The organism is Legionella sp. 39-23 (assembly GCF_001897665.1).
Taxonomy (GTDB): domain Bacteria; phylum Pseudomonadota; class Gammaproteobacteria; order Legionellales; family Legionellaceae; genus Legionella; species Legionella steelei.
On record NZ_MKTO01000027.1, the window covers coordinates 18,223 to 43,131 of the forward strand.

The following is a 24,909-nucleotide window of genomic DNA, read 5'->3' on the forward strand; positions in this document are numbered from 1 at the left end:
CATTGTGATTTTTTTTTAAGCAAATTATTATACTAATAATAAATCATAAAGAATCAATTTACTTACTATGCCCCGACAAAATATTGAGAAAAGTAATAATCGACCTATTAAAATTTCTCTTTTAGGTAGCTCAGGTTCTGGTAAGACGCAACTCTGTACCGTATTAGCAGGCAAAAAATACCATCCAGATTCGTTCCCTTCGATGGGCATGGAGGTTTCAAAATTTCAGTCTGGACTTGATTTTGAAATGTGCACTCTTCCAGGAGAAAAAAGGTATCAATTTATGGGATTTATACAGAATATGATACCTAGCACTGTAAAAGGCTCAGATACCAACATCATATGCATTGATCCATCTGTGAGGGACTCATATAAAGAGGCTTGGTACTATGCGAAAGAGATCCGCAAAACGGATACCAAAGCACCCATTATTATTGCCTTGACACAATTGGATAAAGAACTGCCATGGCAGGTATCTGATGCAGAAATTCAGTGGCTTAAGCAGTACCATGGAATTACAGGCGACACCATTGGCATCAGTGCGACTCAAGGTGAAAAGGGCATTAAAGAATTGCGTACCCTTGCTCTCGCGCTACAAAAAAAACTTCGTGGTGAAAAGGCAGAATTTGAAACAACACTCACTTTAAAAGATGTCCTAGCGAACATAGAAGATTTTTACCAATTAGCTCAAGCTGGTTTAAATGAATTAAAGCAACAAAATAATAAATATCTTAAAAGGCAACACAAACTTTATGCGAAGCTTCCTCCTCAGCTACAAGAACCATTTGATGCGGTAAAAGAATTAATAGCGCAATTACAAAGAACAAAGGACCTTGCAATACAATTGAGTCAGGTTTCTGAAACAACTAAAAAAAACACCCTGCTTACAGAATATCAGTTAGCCGTTGGTTATTTTGTGGAAAACGTGAATAAAAATGTATTAAAAGTAAATCCCCCTCAAAATATCATGAATGTAATACTACGACTGCTGCGCGCCCCCTTTATTGGATTTCGTATGTATAACGACGCTGAGCTTAAAGAGCTACATCGATTCGATCAGCAAGCGCATCTCAAAGAAGAGTTACAAAACATGAGGGCTAATGAAGATCATGAATTATTTACTTTTGTCGCAAATAGTTGATAACGTCAAACAGCTACATATTATGATGGGTTTTAAACGTAGTTAGCTCGATATCCTCTTCGTCAGGCTCAGGACCGGAACTCGTTTGCTCCACAGGCGCTGGTTCCTCTGGGACTTGCTTCTCTGGCTGCTCTTTGAATTCAGTTTTTTTAGATGCTAAAACTGAATTGACATTTTTTAACGTGTCATCGGTTATTTTTGTCATCTCCGATTTTTTCCAAAATATAAAAAAATCTTTCAACCAACCAAGAAAGCCTAATTCTCGTATACCAGGACGGTTACTTTCAATAGTTTTAGCCTGATGTTGTAAATTGATGATTGTCTCTTGAGGTGTTCTTAAACTAGCCGTTTTAATAAAGATAAGCATATTTTCAGCAGCATTTTTACGGGCATGATAAGCATCTAATAACCTTGGATTTTTATCAGGATTTTCGACAGGTTTTTTATCTAAAAAGTCTAAATAGGATTCGATTTGTTGCTGTACTTCTTGCAAAAACGCTTCAACGGGTAGTCCTTCCAAAGCTTTTTTTGCTGAAACCTCTCCACGCTTGTTCGTGATTCCTTTTAAATGGTGCAAAATATGGTCGTTATTAAACTCTTCTGGTTTATTACACAATATCAAAAGCTGATCCTCGGCCATATGCTTATGCCCGTTGGCTATACTTATTAATTTTATCGTTTCTCTTAGATGGACTTTCTTTAATGCAATATTGTCATCTAATGCCTTTTTTTGCGCCATGAAGTCATCTTTAGGAAGCTTGCCAATTTTATTATACAGATTTTCCAAGTCTTTTTTTAGGACCTCTATCTCAGCTTCTAATTTATCTGCCTCCCTATTTAATTCTGCTACATGATTTTCTATATTATTGAGATGATGAATAAGTCGCGTTCCCTTTGCTCGTATTTGCCCAACATTTTCTTTTATTAAATGGTCAACAACAAAAGCAAATACTTTCTGGATAGTCATTTCTTTAGCCAGCAAAGCTTCCAGCTCTTTACTGCTTTTTGCATTAGTTATATTTGCTATTACTTCTTGGGCTCTATTTTTTTCCTTATATGTAGGTCCTGTAATTGCAACATTAATTTCATCCCGGACCATTTGGCGAATATCTTTTGCTGATTTGCCTTGATTCCCTTCTTGCTTCATTAACGCTGCTTCATTGCTTAATAACGTTATAGCTCCAGACATTATTTGAGTCATATAATACTGCGACTCGAGCCCAAAAGGCAGGCTTAAGACTCCATGTTGAATATTTGCTATGTCGGCAGAAGTAATGTCTGTTTCCGCAAGTAAACTTGCCATTAAAGGAGTAACCTCGTCAGCGCCTAAGACCTCTCCATCATTTAATGGCATATACTTCGTATATAGAAACCGTCCCAAACCTGCTGCCAATGGATAATTTCCCTCTCTTAAGGCATCAATATAATCTTGTGGCTTGAATTTTATTTGGCTTTGTAATTGGGAATGAAAGTTTTCTGCAATAGCTTTGGAAACATCGTCTCCTTTTTCCCCAAGGTTAACAGCATCCATTTTAACTTGATGCCCATCTGCGGCCACAAGTGAAACAGGCTCGGTACCCACTTCGGCGACAACTAAAGAAATATTATCTGTTGAGCCCTTTCCTCCCGCATAAGCTCTGGATATTAAAGCTTCTGCAATATCGTCTGGACCTGAACCAGGATGTTGCGCGATAAATTGACTTACAGTCTCCGCAATTTCAGCGGTTGTTAACGCGTCTGTTTTGAAAAACTTATTGTATGAGGAAATCCCATCCGTTGCTGCGATTGCAAATATCCTATCCCCTTCTTGTAGCGGAATGACATCACGGGTGATATCAGGATCATGCCTTAGTTTATTTTTTTCTTGCGCCCTGTCCCCTATGGAGCGAGTAACCCCTATATCTATTCCTGTAGCATTTCTATCGTTATTCTCATGCAATTCATTGAGTTGCTTGGCGACACGCACTTGTCCATCGGCGCCAACAATGACAAAAATCGCAAGACTATCGCCAACATTACTGGTCACCCCATGCAGTTGATTGGTCTGCGGATCCTTCCATGCAACCAATGAAGTTAGAGTCGAACCAACGGCTTGTTTGTCTCCATACTTTTCTTGCATGAGCCTAGCCGTTTCTTTTAACGCAAACTCTTGTTCCACCTCGGATAAGAGATTAAACCCAGGCATCATCTCTCCAGACACATCATCTTCTTGATGTTGCATGAGTATCATATTGGGAGGTTCACCAAATGCTCCTTGCATTTTTGCAAGCCCGATAGAAGGACCATTGCGTTTTTTGGTATCACCTTCTGTTGAAAAATTATAGCCATCTATTTTGAGCTGAGACATTATTGACTTATAAAAAAGCACTTTAATTAAATATATACCATCATGATACTTATGCAAACACATGGCCAGGGATAGTTCTTCACTTTTAAGGGTACTAATTTAAGCCTAAGCCTTTTCTGTCCGAAGGGTCATTTTTCGGTTCTGGTTGATCTGCTTGTTTTAAAACTTCCAGTTTTTGTTTAATCGTCGCAAAGCGGTTCATGAAGTCAAATTTTTGTTTATGATTAAAACTAAAACGTCCTTCTTCTGAAGAATTTGATCTTATTTTATTAATTAGAGCCTCCAATCCTCGTACAAATGCATTAGGATGAGGAAGCTTGGAGATTTCTGTATCTGTAGATTGGATATGGCTATTTAAAAGCTCATGCATTTTTTCATCATCAGGTTCTTCATTAATTCGCAATAAGTCCTTTTGCGCTCGCTGTAATGACTCTATATTTATTTCGTCAATTTTTGATACCTTGCCAGCATTTCCATTACGTATTCTACTCGTTTCTTCCTGATAATGATCGAAAAGGATGTTTAAATCCTTTCTAAGATAAACACCTACAGGTAGACTCCAGGACCTTGCTTGAACTAAAGCCTCATTCATTTTATTATTTTGTTTTTCTTTATAAGTTGCATTGATATATCCATGCATTTGTTCGCCAAGTTTGGTTAACTCTACATAATCTTTTCTACCAAGTGCATCGCGAGCCTGTTCAAGATGCATAGATAATTCCTCATCATCTGTCGCTAATTCTTTTGCACCTTTCAATACAGAGTTTAATTTATCATCAAAAAATGATTGGTCAAAAGACACATGGCCTTTATCTGCAACAACCTTTAATACTAAGGGTAAAAGAATATCTTTTTGAGCTTGGAACAGATTGTTCCTCATCCTGAAATTTAAATCTGTCCATGGAATCTTCGCTGTCTGTAATTGACCTTGTTGATCAAGTAACTCATAAGTCAAGTCATCATCAGTAATTTTTAGATAGATTTTATTTTTTTCTCTGGCTGCATCATCAGGCAACAAACTCAATTCATAGCCTGATGTTTTAGCTGCATTGACAGGATTTAAGTCCTTAATCATTTGCGGTACATTTTCAAGAAATGATAATGATTGCTGTATCGCCTGTGGGTCTCCTCTCTCTCCTGCTAACTTCAGTTCCCGCGCTGGATTAATACCTAACCTAGGAAAATTATAGTATTTGTTATTGACTAAGTTTTCGTGCAAATAATTAAGATATTTGTTGCCTATGAGTCCAGCTGCCCATTCATCACCTAGTTCATGTGCAGCTTGTAAATCTTGAAGTTTCTTATTCTCATCTTTGGAAACTTCAGCTTCAAACCTATAGCCTATGCCAAGATGTGCCTGTTTTAATTCGTCAATTAACGACAAGATCAAGGGGCTATCCGCTTCAGTATTGATCAGAAAATGGGCCTGACACACTTTGGCCATTAAAGGTTCTTCCTTTCCATATTTATCCAAAAACCCCTTAAATTTATCTTTATTTCCTTCCCTAAGTAATGTGAAGTAATCATGCAAAACTGGAGGAGTAGGAGGGGCAATTAATGACTGAAAATGAGCATCAAGTGCTCCCACATTATATATCCTGTCCAACAATGCAAACCGATTCATTACAGCTTTTCTTGGTGGCAATGGCATATATTTAGCCTAATAATTTAGATCGATAAATTAAGTATATACTGCCCTTTAATTATTTCCGTAAATCACCTCTAAGCTGGTAGGTACATATGTCATTCCTACGCAAACGGGAACTTCCAGTTAGCCTTAAACTCGACAGTGCTTGTCCGCGTCATCCATAAGGTGCTCATTCATATCCCTAAACAACTGGATACCGCGGACAACTCGCGCTACACAGACCTTTTAATTGAATTATTTTTTTATAAGTTGTCTATAATATAGACAACAACACTTGAAGCTAACTATCACGTTGGTGAAGGTAGAATTATGGCTGCTGAACATCAAGAAGTAGTCCCATCTAATTTAGGGAAAGTAGATGATTTCCGCAAAATAATTTCTGAACTTGGTATAAAAAATCATAAACAAATGGGCAGATTATTTGGTGTAGAGGATGGTCAGTTTCGCAATATTGGTCAATTAGAACAATTCTTGAAATTGCTTAGAGAAGATCCTCAAATCAAAACTGGAGCTGGTGAAAAAGAGCTTGCAGCAAGAGAGTTTTTGAAAGCTCAAATTGACATGTTAGATGAATATAAAAAATATTTATTAACCGAGCTTACTCTAATAGAGACAGAAAGAAATATAAAAAAAGATGCTGAGGCAGCTGCTGGCGTCCCAGTTGCCATATCTAAATTATCGAACGCTCATATTAACTTAGTAAGTGGACTTGATTCGATTCAACATTCTATAGCTTCTACTGTAAGCACGATCAATGAAGAATTTGAAAAAGACAGTAAAAGCAAAGAGGCGAGAACAGAATTAGTCGCCGCCCTGTTCAAAGTTGCTCTGGGAGTTGTTGGGGCTGGGGCTGTCGGCGATGTCATTGGACAAGTTTTACGAAATATAAACCCTGAAAGTGTCGAGGTGATAACAGGTGCTGCTGGAGAAATATCATTAGCAGAAATACGTAGGGAGTTAGCTAAAGAGTTTGCTCAAGAAACACTTGACACCATTACCGACGAAATGTTGATCCATATGAACAAAGTGGTACAGAGCACGAGTAGCCGCATTAGTTCAAAATTCCAAGATCAGATGACACAATATTTATCTATTCTAAAGAACAGATCTTGTGGAACTATAACTAAAGCAGTAGAAAAAGTTGGGACTGCCACACTAACGCCGGAAGAATGGCGGAGCGCACTTGATGCTGCAAATCAAGCGAAGCTATTAAGTATGAATCCCAATAATTTAGATTCTATTGTAAGCGAAGTAAGACATGAAATGCAGTTAAAAACTTTGCAAGCAAGGGAAAAAATAGCTGTATTGGAATACAGTCAATTATCGCAACCTATCAAAAAAGTCATTGAATTCGCCGCATTGGAAGAAGGGCCTGATTATGAAAAAAGATTTGATAAAAAAATGAGCCCTATTAATGAATATTTTCAAATACATTTTATATGCTCCGTTTTAAGTCGAGAATATCGCAAACCTTCCGCATTAAGGCTTGGCTATCAACCTGTAGATGTAAGCAGCAAATATGATGGCTACGAACCAATGCAAAGAAAGGGACAAATCAAAAATTTCCCAGAGTTTTTAAAACATGAGCCCAAATTATTAATGTTATTTGAACCCGTAGTTTTGACTGGAACGGGGCATTTTGATCAAGCAATGCATAAAGGTGGAGATAAATTGCGTCGATTTTTGGCTACCAAAATTAGCGGAATCAAAGGACATGAAAACATCTATGGTTTTAAGAAAACAGTAAAACGTAGTGATGCCGGAGAGATTGCAAAAAATCAAAAAGGTACTATAGAAGATATGCTGCGTTCATACTCAATAATCGCAACGTTAATGGAAGGGGCAGCACATCATGGGACACCTCAATCCTCCATTCCTGTTTTTAAAGAAGATACCGAAATTCTGTCTATTCTAAAGACACTTATGGAAGCTAATGCATTCTTTGCAACTCATCCAGAGAATAAGGGAGTGCCTCTTGTTACGCCTTTATGTGTCTTTAATCACGACCCCCATTTTATGGATTTAATCACACAAAGGCCTTCTCTTAAACGTCTTTTGGCCAAACTCATGACAGAAGATAATTTTATTTTAAAATGTCTGACCGACCCCAATATTAAAGATCAAAAGGCAGACAGCAAAAGGTTAAACGCAACATTGGATGAATTAATTAAACTCCTCGAATCAACCGTACCGGAAGTCAGTGCTGAACGAATCGTCGAACTTAAGAAGCAGGCAAAACATTATATTACCTGTCAATGTGCCAAAGCATCTATAGAAGCACATATAGAAAATTGCAAACAAACAGCGACTTGGATACTCATAGAAGTCAATGCATTTAACGAAGCGCTTCCAAAGAAAAAAGATTTTAAAAGCATTCACCTTGTTGAAAAGTTAAGAGATACTCCTGCATCAATAACATCAGCTGAGCTTGATCAAATTATTGCTGATCTTAAAGAAATAAGAATAAGTAGTGCTCAGATAGCGAAAGATGCATCAGCGTGGATAAGAGACTTTAGTGCCCTGCGCCATGATATAAAATTGCTTGAAGAGTTATATTCTATCCAAGATGCTATGCATATAGGATTACGCAGAATTGCAGCAAGATCTCCCGTAATAAGACGATCAATATCTCCAGACTCACATAGTTTTTCTGATTCTCCCATCAACGCGACGCCTCCTAACACACCTCTTGAGGAACCAAGGATAGAACGACACGCTAAGTCTCATGCAGCGAATAGTTTTTTTAGTAAACCAGCAGATCCCCAAGATAACCAAGCCTCTCCTGATCCATCGAAACCACCTAAGTCACCTCAGACCTAAGAGATACCTCACTTCCTCTAATAACTTAGGCTTTTTGGATAAATTGATTGATAGAAATATTCGATCGTAATAAGGTAGGAATTATCTGACCTGTACTGTCACAATCAAGTTTTTTCTTGATATTTTCGAGGTGCTTATCCACAGTGCGTTTGGATACTTCTAAAATATTTGCAATACGTTGCACATTAAAACCATAGTAATAAAGGTAAATAATCTCTTTTTCTTTTAAGGTCAGTTGTCTTGCAGACATAAAGTTAAACGGCAGAGTATTAAAATCGAACACTGTATCATTGACCATTTCATGCAGTTTTGGGGAATTCTCTTTTTGCCCCAAAATGATTTTTTTTAAATTTAGGGAATGGTCGGGTTCATATGACTCTGCGAGGGCATTCATTTCAATATTAAAATCATTCGGTAAAATTAGGGTATTGTCCTTAGTTAATAACCGCCTACCACGAGTAGCAAGATCCTGACTGATTACCTTTAAAATATCGATGTTATTAAGAATAAAATTATTCGACTTTTGCGCACTGGAAGTTGATGCAAAAGTATAAATTTCTGTATAGTCCGCATGCTCATGAACCATATCAAAAAAATAAACATATCGTTGCTCAACCAATGTTTCTTTGAGTGAATCTGCTAACATCCCGTCATTCATAACATCTGACGCATAAAAGTCACTCTCTCTTTGAAGCGAATTGATAATCTGATCAGTAAATAACTCCTTTTTAAGGAACACATCGAGAAGCGAATTATCTGACATCAACTGCAGACAACGTCCGTTTAAATCATAATAGAAATATCCCCAGCTATAGATAGGCGTATTTGCAAAAATATGCTTGTAGAGGCTTTCTAGATAAGAAGTATACATCTTCATATTATTAAAAACTTTCATAGCATATTCCATTTTAAAAACATCGCTGATTTATTATTAGTATAGTCTCATGAGAGGCATGTTTGTTGAATTAAATAAGTAACCTGGCCTGGCTGCTTGCAGCTGGGACCAGGACTTCATTTGGACTTTATCAATTTATGGAATTTAGCAGCTCCTGGTTGCAAGCAACCAGGCTACATTTTTCTACTTGCCCTGAAACGTTACCATCGAATAAGTTTCAGCTGTATAGTATGGAGCTTGATCCACTTGATATTCTTTAGCTAACTCCGCGGCTGTTTTATGATCCACGCATTGTATTCCCAGCTCTTTGCAAAGAGAAACAATTTCATTGGGTTCAAAAAATGTTTTGAAGGGCGATTTTTTACTGGCAAACTCATCTAATGTGGTTTCTAGACTTTTTTCTTTAGCAGATGAGTCCAATTGTTGTTTTCCTGTTTGCATCAAAGCATGCATATAGTCGAAGGTAATAATTAAGTGGCTAAATTTACTAGATAAATCACGTAAGATTCTAATGACCTCTTCTTTTTCAAGATAGAATGTATTGCCTTCCCATAAAATTAACGTTGGTTTTGTGAAATCAATATCATTTTTTGTTAATTCTGCAATTAAATCGCCTTTAACATAATCCAGCCCGATATAAGTAGCATTTTTGTTAACCTGTTGCTCCGCATAAATTTGTTCTTTACATTTTAAAATTTGCGGCTGGTCAATTTCAAAAAAGCGCACACCCAATTGCTGTGTATATTTCATTTTGCGAGCAGGTAAGGTATCAAAGCCACTGCCTAAAATGATGACTTGCTTTACTTCTTTGTTTTTCACCGCATCGGATACGGTTCGTCTAAAAAAGCGTGTTCTCGTCGCTAAAGGCAGCCACATTCTTTTATCTAATCTTTGTTCTGCTTCTTCTTTTACCTGTTCACTAACAAAATTTTGCATCAGGGGATCTTTAAATAAATCTTTTTCTCTTGTGCCTTGTTTTTGTGTTAATGTGGGCCAATTCTCTTTAGATTTAGCCTGATTTTTCCAATAGTTTGCTAATAAGGAAGTAGTAGCAACATTATGCTCTTTTAAAATTTTTTCTTGCATAAACGCGATTCTCTTATTTTAATAATTCATCTACAATCTGCCCTGCACCTGAATAATAGGCGGCATGGTCGGCATCTAAATATATAATATTGTCAGTAACTTCTCTACTCATACGTAATTGATCACTTAGGAATAGCGCGTGATCGTATCGGCAAACCAAAGAGCGTTTAGTAATACGAGTAAATTGTTCGCCAAGATGAACTGACTCAGTAAATGGCCGCAAAGGTTGCGCTTGCAATTGAGTCAGCGCTTTTTCAACATCCTCGCTACTGCAGCAGTTAAAAAGAATATCGACTAACAGAGGTGAACATTGCAGGCGAATTTCTTGTAAAGGCTCATCAATAATTAAAAAAGGTGTGAGTTTATGTGATTCGGATTCTTGCGCTAATGAAAACAACGACGTCTGATCTTGTGGCACATAACCCGCGACAAAAATGAGTTCGCGAATAGCATCAGGAACTATTTCAGCAACCCCTGAAATAACTAACCCTGCCATACTATGGCCAACCAGTGTCACTTGTTCTTGTTGCTGTTGAATTAATGCCGCAACACGATGTACATAATCAGCAAGACCTATTGACCCGCTGATTTGATTATTTAAGCTCCCATGGCCTGGCAAATCTGGCGTATACACTTTATGTCCTTTCAAGGAAAGCGCTTTTGCAATACGTTTCCAACACCAAGAGGCATGCCAAGCTCCGTGAATTAGGATAAATGTTCGAGAGTTTTGCATAAAACTATATTTCGCTAACAACACTAATCAATTTAATGCTTATTTTAAGAAAATTGAGACATTAAGTAAAAGGCCTATAATAGAAAAATAACCGAACTGACTTTTCGCAAAATGAACACACAAACTGAGTTTTCAAAGGAAGTGCTGAAGTTAATTAAATCAATACCACGAGGTAAAGTTGCAACCTATGGGGATATTGCCAGACTAGCAGGTCACCCACAAGGAGCACGTGGTGTCGGATGGCTTCTGCACTCTTGTACTGGAAGTCATAATCTTCCCTGGCAACGGGTGTTAAAATCTGGAGGAAAACTTTCTTTTCCTGCCGATACCCCTCAGTATTTAGTACAAAAAAAACTATTAGAAAAAGAAGGCATTGCCATTATTAAGGGTTGTGTTGATTTAAAGAAATACTCTTGGCAGGGTGAGCTATAGCGAACGATGATACACATTTTGACGTAGGTCGGCCCAAGGTCCAACCTACGACGGTTCGATGAAAGCACTTAAGGTTTTTGCCAAACCAGAGACCCAGTATGTCTGTTAAGACAGGTAATATATGTTTTTGTCCCTTTACGGTCTTTAGAAAAAACAAAAACAAAATCACCTGCAAATTGCCATGATAATATTTTCGCATGGAACGGCGCATTCCATAAACGTACTCCAGCATATGTGTACGCGGTAACATGATCTTCGCTATCAAATGTTGAAAGAACCATCACAGAATCAGGAGTAAGCTTCATTCGCTCTTGTTGGAACTCATAATCATCTACCGGGACAACCGCAGCGGTATCCGCTACTGGTGCAGCCAAAGCTTGGGCGCTCAGCGTGGTAGAAAATAAAAATCCAAGCAACGTCATTCGAAACAATTTCATATTAAAAACCTCTTGAAATGTAAAATAAAAGGATACGCTCTGCGGTCAACTTTTCCATGAAACGTATAGGACAATCGATTCAATTTAAGTATCGTAAGAATCCCAACGGAAAATACAATTATTCTACCTTTTTGTAAACTATTTGAGATTACTGACAATTTAATTACTTACAAGACCTATGCCTTACAATACAAATAATCCCCTCTCCCCAAAAAAGTGAGGGAATTTAATGGCATTGGTAGGTCGGGTCTAGGCCCGACAATTATTTGAATAAAAATGCGGTTTTTTTCTCCAAAAATTCTTTAATAACAGCCATAGAATCATCTCAGAGAAAGGCTTACTATAGCCGCCTAACCATATTGACTTTAGAGGGAACGATGAAAGAACTGATTGAGGCAATGACATCTAATCCAGATGAATTTATCCGCTTAATTTCAGAAAAATCTGATGGTTTTTCCCAAGAATATGCCGCCTTTTTAGATTCTATTGATCCGTTAAAAGGCTTATATGAGCTATTTGAACTTAAGGGTTTGACTCCTTTTGCCGGCCATTCCTTAGGACCTGTATTCAAACCTGCTGTGAAAGAAATAGAGCGAATTAATGAGTTACAAGCATCGCAGTTACATGAAGGACATTTCCCCGAAACTCGTGAACATGGCGGTAATTGGTTTGATTGTGATATTGAAGAAGAAGCCATCAAAGCCATGCAAGCAATGCTAGGCTTTTCTGAGCCTTGTGAATTTCTCTATACTCAAGAAGGCTTATCTTCAAATTTAGGGCGTTTGGTGGATACCTTTTATCGACCAACACTCATGGATTGGCAATCAGGAAAAACTGGTTTTTGTCATTTAGGAAAAGAGTTTTTTTCCGATCAAGCAGTCATAGAGTCTGTATTAAAAAGAGGGATACAAACAGCCAAGGGTTTTGGTGTTTTCAGTGCGTCGAAACCAGCCCCTAGCCCCTCCTCCCTTACCCTAAAAATCCTGCCTGATGAAAAAGGACTCTATAGTGAAGAAGCCATTATTGATTTTGTCAAAAAACATGCCGGGCAAATGCAAATCCTGCACTTATCTGACATTGTATTTAGTACTGGACAACGTCTTGACATCACGCGAATCTTAACTGAATTAAAGGATACAATAGAGCAATACCATATTATTGTTGGCTTGGATTTAGCGCATACCGTAGGAAACAGAACTTTAAATCTATGTGAATTACCCGTCACCTACGCGGTGGGTTGTGGCTATAAACACATTTGTGGTTCTGCAGGAAGCGGCTTTGGTATTTATGTTAACAAGAATACAGATTTGGAAAAATATCCACCAATTCAAGGCTGGAAAGCAGCTGCTTCTGACAAGGTTTTTGACTTAATTGATGGGTACGATTCTGAGATTATGATGCAAAAAGGAGCATGGGCTTTCAGATGCAGCAATCCCTCCCCTATTGCCCTTGCACCAGTAAAAACCTACATCAAAACAATGAGTCAGATAGGCTGGGATAAATTAAACGCGAAATCAGAATGTCTTACTCGCTATATGCATGCTCTAATCCAGCAACATTTAGGCGATAAAATTGAGTGGATTACCCCTGACGATCCTAAGAAACGAGGAGCCATGCTAGTTTTTCGCGTAAAGGGCATTAGTGATGTCAGACAAATAGAAACTTTACTAAAAACAGCAAATGAATTAGGAACGTTTGAAATAGACGTCCGTCCTCCTAATAATATTCGTGTTACTGCACATTATGGATATACCCAATTTACTGATATACATAAAATGGTTGCGCGTCTTGAACAAGTGGTGCATCTGTTACTGGAACAAAAAAAGCAAGAAAGCTTAATTTTAACCTCAATAAAACAAGGCAAAGAAAGTGTTTTTTTCGAGCAACAAGTCGGAAAAACAGCTCCTTCTAGCCTACAGCATGCTTCAACAGATAAAGAACAAGAAAGCTTAACTTTAACCGCACGCAGAGAAAGTGGCTTTTTCGAGCAGAAAGTTGAGAAAAAAGGCCCTTCTAGCCTACAACATACTCAAGCAAATACTGGAGGCTGTAACCCTTAGTTTCATATTAATACTAATAATACCTTTCTAAATTCATGCCATTCCCGCGCAGGCGGGAATCCATCTTTATGTAGCGTACACTGTAGGTAAAAAACTCAAGACTTCCTGAGAAAGGTTTTTAGGGTCGGCATTTTCACCGTAAAAGAAAAATCGCAAAGCACTGTTTGCTCCCACTCTCGGATGATCGCCAGTCATAAATGCCGTTTTTCGATCTTGATAAATAACCTTAATGATTTGGATCAGCTCATCAAATTTTGCCTGGTCTAGACGCGAACCTGCTATTAACTCATTCAACTTGAAGTAATTCAATATCTCTGGGATAAAGTCGCGATAGTTCACTAAAGTCTTAATATTTTCTGGTGTATCGAGCCCCGCCTTGCCCAAGTACACAAGTCCTTGTGCCAACGTATCGGCATACCGCACATGTTGTGCTAGAAGAGTAACATGTTCTGGCGTGTCGAGTCGTGGTATATCCTTTAAGCGCACTATACCTTCCGCAAGCTTATCCGCATATTGGGCATGTTGCATCAGTAGCGTAAAGTTTGCTTGCGTGTCAAGCCGTGGCTGCACTTGGCTTAAGAGCATACGCCCTTGCGCAAATTGATACACATATTCGGCATGTTGCATTAGGAGAGTAAAGTTTTCTTGTGTATCAAGCCTTGGCATTGCTTGGCTTAAGCTCCAAAGCTCCTGCGTCAGTGTATCTGCATACCGGGCATGTTGTGCAAGCAGAGCAACATGTTTAGGCGTATCAAACGATGGTAGCCCTGTTAATCTCAAAAGCCCCAGCGCAAACCCATCCGCATGCTGGGCATGTTGTGTTAGAAGCGTAACATATTTTGGAGTATCAAGCTGTGGTTGCGCTTTTAAGCGTACAAGTCCCCGAGCAAGCTTAACCGCATGTTGGGGATGTTGCATTAGGAGAGTAAAGTTTTCTTGTGTATCAAGCCTTGGCTCTGCTCGTTTTAAGCTCTCTAGCCCCTCCACCAGCTTAGCTATATGTTGGATATGTTGTGTCAGTAGCGTAAAATTTGCTTGCGTGTCAAGTCGTGGCAGTGCTCTGCTTAACTCCCTAATTCCCTGCGCAAGCTTATCTGCATACTGAACGTGTTGTATCAATAGTCTAACATTTGCTGGCGAATCAAGCTGCGGCACTGTCGTGCTTAAGTGTACAAGCCCCAGCGCAAGTTTATCCGCATGCTGCGCATGTTGCGCGAGTAGGATAAAGTTTGCTTGTGTATCAAGCCGGGGTTCCGCTTGTCTTAAGATCTTAAGCCCCTGCGCCAACGCATCCACATACAAAGCATGTTGCGTGATTAGCGCAATATTTTCTGGTGTATCAAGTCGAGGCACCGCTTGGCCTAAGCTCACAAACCCTTGTATCAGCTTATCTGCATGCTCAGCATGCTGCGCCAATAGAGTAACATGTCCTGGTGTGTCAAACTCTGGCAGCGCTAATCTTAACATTTTCAGCCCATACGCCAGCTCATACGCATATTGGGCATGTTGCGTTAGCAAATTAAAATTTTCTTGTGTGTCAAGTCGTGGACTCGCTTGACTTAAGGACGTAAGCCCCATCACAAGCTTATCCGCATGCTCGACATGCTCTACCAGTAGCATAACATTTGCTGGTGTATCAAGCCGGGGTACTGCTTTGCTTAAACTCTCAAGTCCCCAGACAAGTTTATCCGCATACTGGGCATGTTGCGTGAGTAGCGTAACGTTTTCTAGAGTATCAAGCTGTGGCTGCTCTTTTAAGCTCAGAAGTCCCTGCACCAGTGTATCCGCATGCTCAGCATGTTGCGTCAGAAGCGTGAAGCTTGCTTGGATGTCAAGACGTGGCTGTGCTTTTCTTAAGTACCGAAGCCCCGACGCAAGCTTATCCGCATACTGGGCTTGTTGCATGAGAAGAACAACATTTGCTGGTGTGTCAAGCCGTGGATCTGCTTGACTTAAGCACCTAATCCCCTCTGCCAGCTTATCTGCATATTCGGCATATTGCGTTAGTAGGTTAACATGTTCTGGTGTATCAAGCCTTGTCGGTTCACTTAAACACACAAGCCCATGCGCCAGCTTATCCGCATGCTGGGGATGTTGCATTAGGAGGGTAAAGTTTGCTTGTGTATTAAGCCGTGAGGTTCTTAAGCGCTCTAATGCTAGATGGAGCACATTAAAATGCTCACTTAATAAGAGAAACTGCATGTTAGGAGAAGATGCGGCCATGGTTTTTCCTCATCTTAAATTTTATGAAGTGCGAATTATACACAAACAAACAGGCCGTTAATATCTCAAGCTGATATTAAAATGATCCATTCCATTGGAGCAGATATCTCTTTGAGCATTGACTGATATCAGTTGTATCCCATTGAGACACTTTCACACCATGCAAAAAAGGAATTAACTTTGAGGATAGAGCATTGAGTCTTGATGTTTTGATTCATTCCATATTTCATCTTCAGATAAACTCGTTTCTATAAACTCGATTACAGCACCGTATTCCTCAATGATAGCAACTCTAAAGTTTTTTAAAGGAAAATAAGGTTCGAGAAGAACATGTTTTCCTTGTATGGCTTCATCAATACAGATCACTTTATAGGCTATATGCGGTTGAGTTTGAATCAGAGGATGTAGTGGACAATTAGGACCAAATCGATGATATTGAATGCGTCCAGGTAGCTCCCCTTCTGAAGTATACATATCCATAACAGGACTATAACGCTCACCCGGGCGAGGTTCTGTTATCGGGATGCCAACATGATGATATTGATAGTTCATAATAGACCTTAAAAATGTTTTTATTTATTTACATTGTACCTACTGGTTGCTCTGATATTAATCAACATTATTTCCTTAATTATCAACTTTTAGTTTATAATTAAATAAATTTTTGATGAACAGAACTTTATTATGTTGAATTTTTCTCAATTAAGATGTTTTATAAAAGTTGCTGAACTTCTCAATTACAATCGTGCGGCAGAAGAATTGAGTGTTACTGCAACTGCAGTAAGCAAACAAATTAAAAATCTGGAACAACAATTTGGTGAACAACTCTTTATTCGGGATACACGCAAAGTTCAGCTGACTGCTTTTGGTTTCATGTTGCTCGAAAAATGCCGAAACTTATTCCATGAGACACAACAAATCGAGCAATTTATTGAATCAAGACAAATTCATCCTCAAGGTCAAATCACTATTTTGGTTTCAAACATTCTTGCTCGAGAACTTATTTTAAATAGACTTGTTGACTTTGTTGCTCAATATCCATTGATTGAATGTGAGTTTTTATTCTCAGAACATGATAACGATTTGGCACGTAAAGACATCGATGTAATGGTCGGCTTTCCTGAAGTTCCACCTTTTACCGATCAATTAAAATATAGAAAGATGCCCTCTGTGGCCAATATTCTTTGTGGGGCACCAAGCTTAATGAATCAATACGGCATGCCTACTCAAGCATCCGATCTCATGTCATTTCCTTTTATTTCTCATAGTCTAAGAAAACCGGCTACAGAACTACCACTAGAAAATGGAACATTTCTACCATGTCCCAAACCAATACTTTTTATGAATGATTTTAATGCGCTAAATCAAGCATGTAAAAATGGAATAGGTCTCTTTTTAACTGGTGATAGATTGGTTGAACAGGCACTTAAGGACGAAACACTAATACACGTTCTTCCAGAAATAAAATTTAAGCGATATGAAATTTTTACCTTTTACCAGCCCTATGGTTGTGAATTACCAAAGATAAGAGCTTTTCTTGATTTTTATGCTTCAAATAGTAAGTAATTTGATTAAAGAGAGGCGTTAAATCAAAAAAAATGAATGGTACAGGGTACATTTTTAAGTTAGCTTCTCGAGGGAGTTTTCGGGCCAAAGCCCGACCTACAAGGGTGTTTTTAATGTGTATGAATAAAAGAGTTACATGACTTATTTACATCCATTCTTACCACGGGTCCATTTTGATTGAAAAAGGAGATAGCTTAAAGATTCCTTGCTCATCTTCAGCTGCAGTTTCCTTAGAAAGTTCTTCGTCTTGAGTAGTTACATCTTGCTCAATAGGCTTGTTTTTGGCAGTCGGCTTTGGCTTCATTGACAAAGGGGTTGGGGCTAAATTTTTAGTGTCCTTATCCTCTGTTTGTAATTTCGGAGTTGGTGTGGGCAGTAAATTATTTGCTAACCTCTGGATAAATTCATCATATAGCTTTAATGTGGGTAGACTAACGCGAAGTGACACTATATTGCCTTTTTCATCTCGAGTCATGCTGAGGCAATCATCGGATAAATGATGCTTTTCTTTAAGCGTATTGAACTCCTTGAGAATAGCCTGCATGAATTTTTCTAACTCTTCTCTTTGTTTTTCGGATAATGAATCAGGCTCACACTGTAAATCAATCGTCAGAGTCATGGATTTGCGGTCATTATTAATAACCAATAGTTCTTCAGCAACTAGCTCAGCAATTACGTCTGGATCAAAGCTTCTTTCCTCAGACTGAGACTCTGGGTCAAGCTCTTCACCATCTTCGATGAGTTCTTCACTATCTTCCATGAAACTGAACTCCCCTATCAACTCTTCAGAATCATCGACTAAATGGTCTGTCTTAATCAGAGATTTATCATCGCCATGGCCAGCTTTGTCCTCTGATGAGTTATCAGAACCACTTCCGTCACCGCCACCGCCACCACCTCCATGTCCAAAACAACGAGGAGTTGGAGCAGTTTCTTTAAAACAAATTCGACAACGTATTTTTGCTGATTCAGCAGCAGCTTCTTTTTTTTCTGCTTCTTTATTTAATTGTTGTAAAACCAATCTCATAGAAGAGGTTATCGGTTCACCTGTTGGTTCAGAATCTGGCTGATGATTGTCTTTTTTCATGAGAAATAACCAATTTAAAATTTATAAATAATGGAACAATTATATGTGAAAATTTAATTTTCCTGCCTACATGGTGAAAAGTTTTACTATTTTTTTACGAGAATGAATGGGCAGATATTCTCACTTTTTTGTTCTCCTCACCCCTAAGGGGAGAGGGTTAGGAAGAGAGCGGCCAAGGTCCAACATGTGATCTACGGAGGACAATATTGATGTCATTGCCATCATTTTAATCGCATCAAGCTCATTCAAAGTATGCCTTTTTTCTCATCTCTAGGAATGTGATTAATCGATACGTCAGAGATTCTTTAGATGCATTAGGTGGCCATACAGCATAAATAGGAAGAGATTCTGCTTGCCATTCAGGTAGAGGTTCGACAAGACGCCCCTGATTGATATCCTCTGCCACAAAAAACGCAGGAGGGGTCACTAGTCCTAGCCCAGCAATTGCCAATTGACAAGCAGCATCCATGCTATCGACGATAATTCTTGGCTCGAAATCAATTATATAAGTTTGTCCTTTTTGATTGATTAACGTCTTAGTATTGGGACGCATTTTGAGCCCAATCCAATCCCATTTGAGTAAGTCCTTAAGCTTGCGTGGAGACTTATGACGATTCATTACCGATGGAGCAATAACAATTTTACGTTTCATCGTAAAAAGCCGTTTAGATTTTAAAGTGCTGTCTTGCAAATTACCGATTCGAATCGCCAAATCGATGCTTTCTCGAATTAAATCCAGTTGTATGTCGCTAAAACTGATTGAAAGCGCTACTTTTGGAAAAGCCTTGGCAAATGCAGCAATATCATCAACAAGCGGACTTTTTGTGAGCATTGCAGGGAGGGTCAGATTTAATTTGCCAGTTGGTTCAGGAGCGTGATATGCAATACCATTAAGCCCTTTTTCTGCTGCCGATAACATTGCTTTCGCACTTATAAATAATTTATCACCTTCATAAGTAAGAGAAAGTCGTCGTGTGGAACGATAAAGCAAAGCCACTCCCAGTCGCTCCTCCAGCTGTGCCACATGGTGACTAACAACCGAAGGTGAAAGTTTTAACGTCTTCGCTGCGGAACGAAATGAGCCCGCCTCAACCACTTTTGCGAAGATTGCCAAGGCTCTTAATTCATCAATCATTGTACCATCAAGTCAAACAGTAAATTCTAATTATATCATCTAATAAAATCATCACACAGATGGTAAGCTATTAAACAAGTAATAAAATTGACTGGCAACATAGAATTATTAGGATAATTTTCTCAGTGGAGAATAACGATGACACTTTTATTAGCAATGTTTTCATTTTCTTTGGTCATGTCCATTACACCAGGACCTGTGAATATGATTATACTTTCCTCTGGCATTAATTATGGAGTCAAGAGAACGATTCCTTATGTATCAGGAGCGACTATAGGGTTTACCTTCTTATTGATATTCATTGGCTTTGGATTCGCGCAATTTATTAATGCATACCCATTTTTTCTAACCTATTTAGCAATTGCAGGCTCGTCATATATTATTTATATGGGATATAAAATAGCTTTTTCTAAACCAGAGTTGGAAGTAACTAAAAAGGATACCCCTAAATTTTATGAAGGTTTTTTACTACAATGGATAAATCCTAAAGCATGGATTGCCTGCGTATCTGGAGCCTCAATTTTTTCCAGTGCAAACAATCATGATCCGTTTTTAACGTTTACCCTTATTTATTTTATCGTATGTTATCTTTCGCTGGGTATTTGGGCAGTTTTGGGTGATAAGGTATCTTATTTATTAAAAGATCATACGCGTCTACGACAGTTTAATTTCATTATGGGACTGTTATTGATGCTAACAGCGGGTTATTTATGTTTCGGCCAGATTAATTATTAAGCCTTGGCGATAAAATATTATTTTAGGAATAGCCAATCGACATCGGGCCAAGGCCCGACCTACATTATAAATTATCATCTTTACGTTTATTGATGGGAACTACCATGATTAAAAAATCATTATTATTAAAAGAAAATGTTCCGACAATTTCCATACCAACTTTTTTATGGGCATTTATAGAGCGTTCATTTTGAGTAGAAACCAAGACCACATATAAATCTAACTCTGGACGTTCATTCAATAAAAACGCAGAGAGTTTTTCATAAAGATTAAAAAATAATCCTTGTCCTCTATGGTTCCTATCAATACAAACTGGACCAGAAATTGCAATATTATACCTAGATAATTGCTTGCCTCGATAAGAAATATCTGGGAAACAATCCAGCATGGCTGAGACTAAGGGTATATTTTTATTGTATTCAACGGAACCGACACAAATATAGCCACAAACGCCCTGTTCATCTTTACAAATAAAGACACAAATATCTTTATCCATCGATTTGAATTGTTCGATGGATAAACCTTCAGAAAGAAAGCCATCCGCTTTTTCTGAGGGGGTTAAAGCAGTAACTAAATTTTTATTTTGCAGAGCAACTACTTGCTCGAAATCACCTAAATTTGACCTTTTATATTCCATAATGCGTACCTCCTACAAACCTATTTTGAGTAATAGCTCACTCATTTCTTTCTATTGATTATTGTAAAGACTAGCATAATACCTATCTTTTATTTCCATAAACATTTGCTTTTAAGTTAACACTTAAGAAATTGTCGCACCAAGCCCCCTCCCTGAAGGCCCGACCTACCAACTCGATCGCCCCCCTATCCCTTTTGGGTGAGGAATTTTTCTAAGTTTATTTTTGAAGTAAATAAAAACTTGCAAACAAAATTGATCATTAATTAATCAAGTACAATTCAAAGTACTATAATATAAAGAACTATTTTTATTTAAAAATGGGCAAAAAATCATGGACAAAGGATTAGATAATCGAAGTCGAGATAAGAGCGGAGTCATCAGAAAAAAGCGTAGTGATACAAAAATCAAAACATTGCGCAATCTATATGGCAAGAACTTCGCTCCAAATTATGGCTCAGACGAAACTCTTAAAATCTTACTGGAAAAAGAACATAAAAAAAGTTTAAGTGCGTTTTTAAAAGAAGACAGATAATTTATAGGTCGGGCTTTAGCTCGACCTATAAATTATCTGATCAACTAAGAACAGGTGACAAAATTCTTGTTTCCTGTGCTTCATCTTTTAATAGCACACCATCATAGTGAAAGTCTGAAGTTTTTAGCATTTGACGCTTATATTCAATGAGCTGTGCTAATACCAAAATTTGCTCATTAAGAGGAGTAATGTGTCTATAATTTTTAGAAAAAATATGCGCAATATTGTTTACATCCTCTATGGGGTCTTTACTAGGATGATATATGGCTTTAATGATCGCCCCAAAAAATGTTTCATCCTGCTCCGATTGAATAAAATCTTTAGCATACCAACGTAAAATAACGTCAATAAAAACAATATACATTGAAAGTAATGCCGTAGCACTTCGACTCATTCCTGCTTTGCAATGGACGAGTACCCGACCTTGATTCTGTTCCGATGCACTGCCTGAACTATCTGTTTGCTTATCAGATTGACATTGACTGATAAAACTGCGGCAATATTTTGCCTCATCATGTTCTTTGCTAGAAGCAAAAAAGGAAATAACGTTATCGTATACTACTTTAAGCTTCGATTTTTCATTTATCGCAAGGGTAACATCCGTTTTTTCAAATTTTTTACCCATCAATTTATCGATTAGATTCTTACATTCGGAATTTTTGCGTCCTGGTAGACAGCCTAACACTTCACTAAATAAATATTGTGCCGCTAATAATGTATGAAATGTTCTCATAGCGTGTAAATCAGGACATTGAATCAGAGCAACACTCACGCCACGCTGAATCCAATCACTAGGAAGCGCTTTTTTTTCTTCATTATAAATTCTTTGTGGCACATTGTTTGCCTCAATAGTAAGAACAGAGCAAACACCTTTAGAGACTAAATCGTCAACCGTCTCTGTCTTATCAGCATTTTTATTAATGGAGCTAACTACAGGAAATGAGCTTAAATATAAAGGTCCTGGTACTAGGCTTGCGTGTTTACTTTTATTCTTTTTCAGTGTTAGTTCTGTTCCAATGATTTCGCCTTCGGTAATTAATCGCTCCTCTTCCCCAATGTGATACTTCAGCTCTGCCGGCGTTTCTTCGCTTATTTCGGAAAGAAGTAAAGGTAATCTTGGATTCATTTTGTTTTTTGGCACTAAACGAAATCCCTTTTTCGTATGAAACAATTTTTCGCTTGGCTGAGGACTATCCTGCTCTATTTTTATATCGTGCATTGTAGTTAATAAAGAGGGATAACGTGTTGCAGGAAAATGGGGTTCGCCCTTTTTGTATTCAGGATCAAGAAACTGCGTCACCGCAATGCAATCAACTTCAGAAAAATATTTTTCTCGAAAAAGTGCAGCAAGCTCTTCTAATTGAAAATGATTAATCACTTTGGTAACGATATTAATTAATTGGCGCTGATTCAAGTACGTAAATTTTCGGCTATGTAATAAGTAGCTCCGTCGCGCTGTCTCACCTCTCAATGATTCAGATATTACACGCAAGTCAAAACCTTCTTCGCCATAACGTTTTGAGCTTTTTCGACGAAACTTTTCAATCAATTGATTGACCTTATTATTCGCTTCTTGTTCATTGCCTTCCAGTTTTCCTGGACAACACAATTGTACTAATTTCTTTTGTGCAGAATGAAAATGCTCTGAGTCTTGATTATCAAGATGCTCCAATAACGATAATGCAGCACTAAAGACTGCAAATTCGGTTTCAGAAATTTTTTTAGGCATAACACGCTCCTTGTGTTTTTATATTTTATAACTTGATTCGCTCAGGTAATGCAATGATATTCAATTTGGACTACATAATAGAGTTGTAAACGGCTACCGAAACCCAAACAATGCACCATAATGACCGCTCATTTTTTGAACCACAGCAATAAATTTTGTATAATATATATACACAAATCAATTGTTTTTGGTTTAACTATGCGTATTAAAATTGAGAAACCTAATGATAAAAATGGAGAGGAATTAATATTAGAGACAAGCCCTCCACCATTAACCGCTACTACTGGTGGTGATATATGGTATTGCAGCGATTCAGTGTGTAATTTAATTGGAGGAGGCGTTTTAGGCCTGATGGATATTAGTTATGCAGACCTCCCTAAAGATCAGCAATTTAATATTGAGCTGGCAGTAGCTGCCGGCAATATTTACCATATGTTATTAGGTGAGCCTCAACCGAAATTTTATAGTGGGATTGATGAAAACGGAGTTTATTATCGCCTATCAAAAAAAGTTCCTGAGTTCACCACTTGGGGTAATTGTATTAAAGAAAGCGAAGCCATAAATACAACCCACGAAATTGAAGATTCAGATGGAGATGACAGCGAAGACACAACAAAGCAGTATACTGTACTAGGCAACAAATTAGTTACAGGTACAAATACCTTTGAATTAGGAGGACAAAAAGGCGAAATAAAGAGAATCGTTAGTACAGCTATTGTCAGTTTCTTTTTGAATGATATTGACACAAACCCAGGAAACTTTGGTTTGGTCAAATATGGAAATGATTATTATATGATTAAGCTTGATCCAGAATGCTGCTTTAATCATTGGTTCTTTTCTCAAGATGCAACAAGTATAGTTATGGCATTTAATGATATAGCTCGTAATCATTCACGTGATTTTTTAGATAATTTTACAGATAATTTTTGCATAGAGGAAATTGATGAATGCAATTGGGATGTAGTAAACGGTTTTATGAGCACCGAAGCAGCCAATCTAGAAAAGTTCGCAATAATTTATAAAATTATTAATACCCCGCTAGAAGAATATGAATTAATTTTGAGAAGCTGCATTGATAAAAAATACAATGATAAAATAGAAATCCTTCTAAACGGATTAAGAAATAAGATCGCACTTTTTTCTCAATGTGCCAATACGTTAAAGGACTATAAAGAATACTGCGCACAAATCAATATGCCAGAGCAAACTGAATTAGTACCCCCGCCTGCTGAAGAAGAAATGAATATAAACGTTACTGAACAACCTTTGGAAATAGATGAAAATGTTGTTGTACATCCCTCTGAAAATGCAAATACTTTATTTTCAAAAAGAAAAGCAGAGGCCACTAATACATCTAATAAAAGAATAAAAATCGACAAAACCGAAACTGAGCAAACTCAAAATAGCTTGGGAAACACCTAATATACAGGCAAAGAGATGAAACGTAGCAAGAGGATGTTCTGTATAGCCTGTTTGCTTGCAAACAAGAACTTGAACAGTCTCATAGCATTTGCTGATTGAAGTTAAATCCCATATTACGGCTTTGTCTAATACGAGCTAAGTAACTCTCAATAAATGGTCAGACCAAAACCAGACTCACGTTTGCTAAATGATTTCCTCTGACTCAATCAATATAAATTAATTGATATCAGCATTAACTTTTATC

Annotated in this window: 20 protein-coding genes; 8 read left to right on the forward strand and 12 right to left on the reverse strand. The window is 37.8% G+C overall.

Annotated elements, in window-relative coordinates; all coding sequences use genetic code 11:
• Positions 1 to 67 precede the first annotated feature (67 nt).
• Positions 68 to 1,141, forward strand: coding sequence for a P-loop NTPase family protein (locus tag BGO44_RS10505; protein ID WP_058512224.1), 1,074 nt, complete (start codon positions 68 to 70; stop codon positions 1,139 to 1,141).
• Positions 1,142 to 1,154: 13 nt separating this feature from the next.
• On the opposite strand, the gene BGO44_RS10510 is transcribed toward BGO44_RS10505, so the two are convergent.
• Together BGO44_RS10510 and BGO44_RS10515 are read right to left on the reverse strand one after the other, a co-directional pair.
• Positions 1,155 to 3,488 (reverse strand): PP2C family serine/threonine-protein phosphatase, encoded by a 2,334-nt coding sequence (locus BGO44_RS10510; RefSeq protein ID WP_058512223.1) that lies wholly within the window; start codon positions 3,486 to 3,488, stop codon positions 1,155 to 1,157.
• 94 nt (positions 3,489 to 3,582) lie between these two features.
• Positions 3,583 to 5,112 (reverse strand): hypothetical protein, encoded by a 1,530-nt coding sequence (locus tag BGO44_RS10515; protein ID WP_157070787.1) that lies wholly within the window; start codon positions 5,110 to 5,112, stop codon positions 3,583 to 3,585.
• A 333-nt stretch (positions 5,113 to 5,445) separates the two neighbouring features.
• On the opposite strand from BGO44_RS10515, the gene BGO44_RS10520 reads away from it, so the two are divergent.
• Positions 5,446 to 7,956: a hypothetical protein gene (locus BGO44_RS10520; RefSeq protein WP_273200138.1), complete on the forward strand. Its 2,511-nt coding sequence runs from the start codon at positions 5,446 to 5,448 to the stop codon at positions 7,954 to 7,956.
• Positions 7,957 to 7,981: 25 nt separating this feature from the next.
• Here BGO44_RS10520 and BGO44_RS10525 read toward each other — a convergent pair whose 3' ends face one another.
• The 3 genes from BGO44_RS10525 to BGO44_RS10535 form a co-directional block, all read right to left on the reverse strand.
• Positions 7,982 to 8,851 (reverse strand): helix-turn-helix transcriptional regulator, encoded by an 870-nt coding sequence (locus tag BGO44_RS10525; RefSeq protein ID WP_058512220.1) that lies wholly within the window; start codon positions 8,849 to 8,851, stop codon positions 7,982 to 7,984.
• 183 nt (positions 8,852 to 9,034) lie between these two features.
• Positions 9,035 to 9,937: a class I SAM-dependent methyltransferase gene (locus BGO44_RS10530; RefSeq protein ID WP_273200140.1), complete on the reverse strand. Its 903-nt coding sequence runs from the start codon at positions 9,935 to 9,937 to the stop codon at positions 9,035 to 9,037.
• Between the two features lie 13 nt (positions 9,938 to 9,950).
• Complete coding sequence (locus tag BGO44_RS10535) at positions 9,951 to 10,670, reverse strand: alpha/beta hydrolase (protein WP_273200141.1); 720 nt, start codon at positions 10,668 to 10,670, stop codon at positions 9,951 to 9,953.
• A 111-nt stretch (positions 10,671 to 10,781) separates the two neighbouring features.
• Between BGO44_RS10535 and BGO44_RS10540 the strand changes: the two genes are divergently transcribed.
• A complete protein-coding gene (locus BGO44_RS10540; RefSeq protein WP_273200143.1) occupies positions 10,782 to 11,102 on the forward strand; it encodes an MGMT family protein in 321 nt (106 codons plus the stop codon).
• Positions 11,103 to 11,170: 68 nt separating this feature from the next.
• On the opposite strand, the gene BGO44_RS10545 is transcribed toward BGO44_RS10540, so the two are convergent.
• Positions 11,171 to 11,539 carry a hypothetical protein gene (locus tag BGO44_RS10545; protein WP_273200146.1) on the reverse strand — a complete coding sequence of 123 codons (369 nt, stop codon included), beginning with the start codon at positions 11,537 to 11,539 and terminating at the stop codon, positions 11,171 to 11,173.
• A 377-nt stretch (positions 11,540 to 11,916) separates the two neighbouring features.
• On the opposite strand from BGO44_RS10545, the gene BGO44_RS10550 reads away from it, so the two are divergent.
• On the forward strand, positions 11,917 to 13,599 hold the full coding sequence (locus BGO44_RS10550) for an aminotransferase class V-fold PLP-dependent enzyme (RefSeq protein ID WP_273200149.1): 1,683 nt from the start codon (positions 11,917 to 11,919) through the stop codon (positions 13,597 to 13,599).
• A 66-nt stretch (positions 13,600 to 13,665) separates the two neighbouring features.
• On the opposite strand, the gene BGO44_RS10555 is transcribed toward BGO44_RS10550, so the two are convergent.
• Positions 13,666 to 15,822, reverse strand: coding sequence for a hypothetical protein (locus tag BGO44_RS10555; RefSeq protein ID WP_273200151.1), 2,157 nt, complete (start codon positions 15,820 to 15,822; stop codon positions 13,666 to 13,668).
• Positions 15,823 to 15,996: 174 nt separating this feature from the next.
• Entirely contained in the window at positions 15,997 to 16,374 is a 378-nt protein-coding gene (locus tag BGO44_RS10560) for a helicase (RefSeq protein WP_273200153.1), read from the reverse strand.
• Between the two features lie 132 nt (positions 16,375 to 16,506).
• On the opposite strand from BGO44_RS10560, the gene BGO44_RS10565 reads away from it, so the two are divergent.
• Positions 16,507 to 17,388, forward strand: coding sequence for a LysR family transcriptional regulator (locus tag BGO44_RS10565; protein WP_273200155.1), 882 nt, complete (start codon positions 16,507 to 16,509; stop codon positions 17,386 to 17,388).
• A 157-nt stretch (positions 17,389 to 17,545) separates the two neighbouring features.
• On the opposite strand, the gene BGO44_RS10570 is transcribed toward BGO44_RS10565, so the two are convergent.
• On the reverse strand, positions 17,546 to 18,475 hold the full coding sequence (locus tag BGO44_RS10570; protein WP_273200157.1) for a hypothetical protein: 930 nt from the start codon (positions 18,473 to 18,475) through the stop codon (positions 17,546 to 17,548).
• Positions 18,476 to 18,716: 241 nt separating this feature from the next.
• Positions 18,717 to 19,610 (reverse strand): LysR family transcriptional regulator, encoded by an 894-nt coding sequence (locus BGO44_RS10575; RefSeq protein ID WP_273200159.1) that lies wholly within the window; start codon positions 19,608 to 19,610, stop codon positions 18,717 to 18,719.
• 138 nt (positions 19,611 to 19,748) lie between these two features.
• Between BGO44_RS10575 and BGO44_RS10580 the strand changes: the two genes are divergently transcribed.
• The gene (locus BGO44_RS10580) at positions 19,749 to 20,345 is read left to right on the forward strand and encodes a LysE family translocator (protein ID WP_273200161.1); all 597 of its coding nucleotides are present in this window, start codon (positions 19,749 to 19,751) and stop codon (positions 20,343 to 20,345) included.
• Between the two features lie 64 nt (positions 20,346 to 20,409).
• On the opposite strand, the gene BGO44_RS10585 is transcribed toward BGO44_RS10580, so the two are convergent.
• Positions 20,410 to 20,982: a GNAT family N-acetyltransferase gene (locus BGO44_RS10585; protein ID WP_273200163.1), complete on the reverse strand. Its 573-nt coding sequence runs from the start codon at positions 20,980 to 20,982 to the stop codon at positions 20,410 to 20,412.
• A 331-nt stretch (positions 20,983 to 21,313) separates the two neighbouring features.
• Between BGO44_RS10585 and BGO44_RS10590 the strand changes: the two genes are divergently transcribed.
• Positions 21,314 to 21,514, forward strand: coding sequence for a hypothetical protein (locus tag BGO44_RS10590; protein WP_273200166.1), 201 nt, complete (start codon positions 21,314 to 21,316; stop codon positions 21,512 to 21,514).
• Between the two features lie 40 nt (positions 21,515 to 21,554).
• Here the strand turns inward: BGO44_RS10590 and BGO44_RS10595 are convergent, their stop codons facing one another.
• Positions 21,555 to 23,243 (reverse strand): hypothetical protein, encoded by a 1,689-nt coding sequence (locus BGO44_RS10595; RefSeq protein WP_273200168.1) that lies wholly within the window; start codon positions 23,241 to 23,243, stop codon positions 21,555 to 21,557.
• A gap of 198 nt (positions 23,244 to 23,441) precedes the next feature.
• On the opposite strand from BGO44_RS10595, the gene BGO44_RS10600 reads away from it, so the two are divergent.
• Positions 23,442 to 24,665 (forward strand): hypothetical protein, encoded by a 1,224-nt coding sequence (locus tag BGO44_RS10600; protein WP_273200169.1) that lies wholly within the window; start codon positions 23,442 to 23,444, stop codon positions 24,663 to 24,665.
• The last annotated feature ends 244 nt before the right edge of the window (positions 24,666 to 24,909 follow it).

Bases quoted from the DNA above. Each gene is read 5' to 3' on its own strand.
- BGO44_RS10505 (WP_058512224.1), top strand. From the start codon at position 68: ATGCCCCGACAAAATATTGAGAAAAGTAATAATCGACCTATTAAAATT.
- BGO44_RS10510 (WP_058512223.1), bottom strand. From the start codon at position 3,488: ATGTCTCAGCTCAAAATAGATGGCTATAATTTTTCAACAGAAGGTGAT.
- BGO44_RS10515 (WP_157070787.1), bottom strand. From the start codon at position 5,112: ATGAATCGGTTTGCATTGTTGGACAGGATATATAATGTGGGAGCACTT.
- BGO44_RS10520 (WP_273200138.1), top strand. From the start codon at position 5,446: ATGGCTGCTGAACATCAAGAAGTAGTCCCATCTAATTTAGGGAAAGTA.
- BGO44_RS10525 (WP_058512220.1), bottom strand. From the start codon at position 8,851: ATGAAAGTTTTTAATAATATGAAGATGTATACTTCTTATCTAGAAAGC.
- BGO44_RS10530 (WP_273200140.1), bottom strand. From the start codon at position 9,937: ATGCAAGAAAAAATTTTAAAAGAGCATAATGTTGCTACTACTTCCTTA.
- BGO44_RS10535 (WP_273200141.1), bottom strand. From the start codon at position 10,670: ATGCAAAACTCTCGAACATTTATCCTAATTCACGGAGCTTGGCATGCC.
- BGO44_RS10540 (WP_273200143.1), top strand. From the start codon at position 10,782: ATGAACACACAAACTGAGTTTTCAAAGGAAGTGCTGAAGTTAATTAAA.
- BGO44_RS10545 (WP_273200146.1), bottom strand. From the start codon at position 11,539: ATGAAATTGTTTCGAATGACGTTGCTTGGATTTTTATTTTCTACCACG.
- BGO44_RS10550 (WP_273200149.1), top strand. From the start codon at position 11,917: ATGAAAGAACTGATTGAGGCAATGACATCTAATCCAGATGAATTTATC.
- BGO44_RS10555 (WP_273200151.1), bottom strand. From the start codon at position 15,822: ATGGCCGCATCTTCTCCTAACATGCAGTTTCTCTTATTAAGTGAGCAT.
- BGO44_RS10560 (WP_273200153.1), bottom strand. From the start codon at position 16,374: ATGAACTATCAATATCATCATGTTGGCATCCCGATAACAGAACCTCGC.
- BGO44_RS10565 (WP_273200155.1), top strand. From the start codon at position 16,507: ATGTTGAATTTTTCTCAATTAAGATGTTTTATAAAAGTTGCTGAACTT.
- BGO44_RS10570 (WP_273200157.1), bottom strand. From the start codon at position 18,475: ATGAAAAAAGACAATCATCAGCCAGATTCTGAACCAACAGGTGAACCG.
- BGO44_RS10575 (WP_273200159.1), bottom strand. From the start codon at position 19,610: ATGATTGATGAATTAAGAGCCTTGGCAATCTTCGCAAAAGTGGTTGAG.
- BGO44_RS10580 (WP_273200161.1), top strand. From the start codon at position 19,749: ATGACACTTTTATTAGCAATGTTTTCATTTTCTTTGGTCATGTCCATT.
- BGO44_RS10585 (WP_273200163.1), bottom strand. From the start codon at position 20,982: ATGGAATATAAAAGGTCAAATTTAGGTGATTTCGAGCAAGTAGTTGCT.
- BGO44_RS10590 (WP_273200166.1), top strand. From the start codon at position 21,314: ATGGACAAAGGATTAGATAATCGAAGTCGAGATAAGAGCGGAGTCATC.
- BGO44_RS10595 (WP_273200168.1), bottom strand. From the start codon at position 23,243: ATGCCTAAAAAAATTTCTGAAACCGAATTTGCAGTCTTTAGTGCTGCA.
- BGO44_RS10600 (WP_273200169.1), top strand. From the start codon at position 23,442: ATGCGTATTAAAATTGAGAAACCTAATGATAAAAATGGAGAGGAATTA.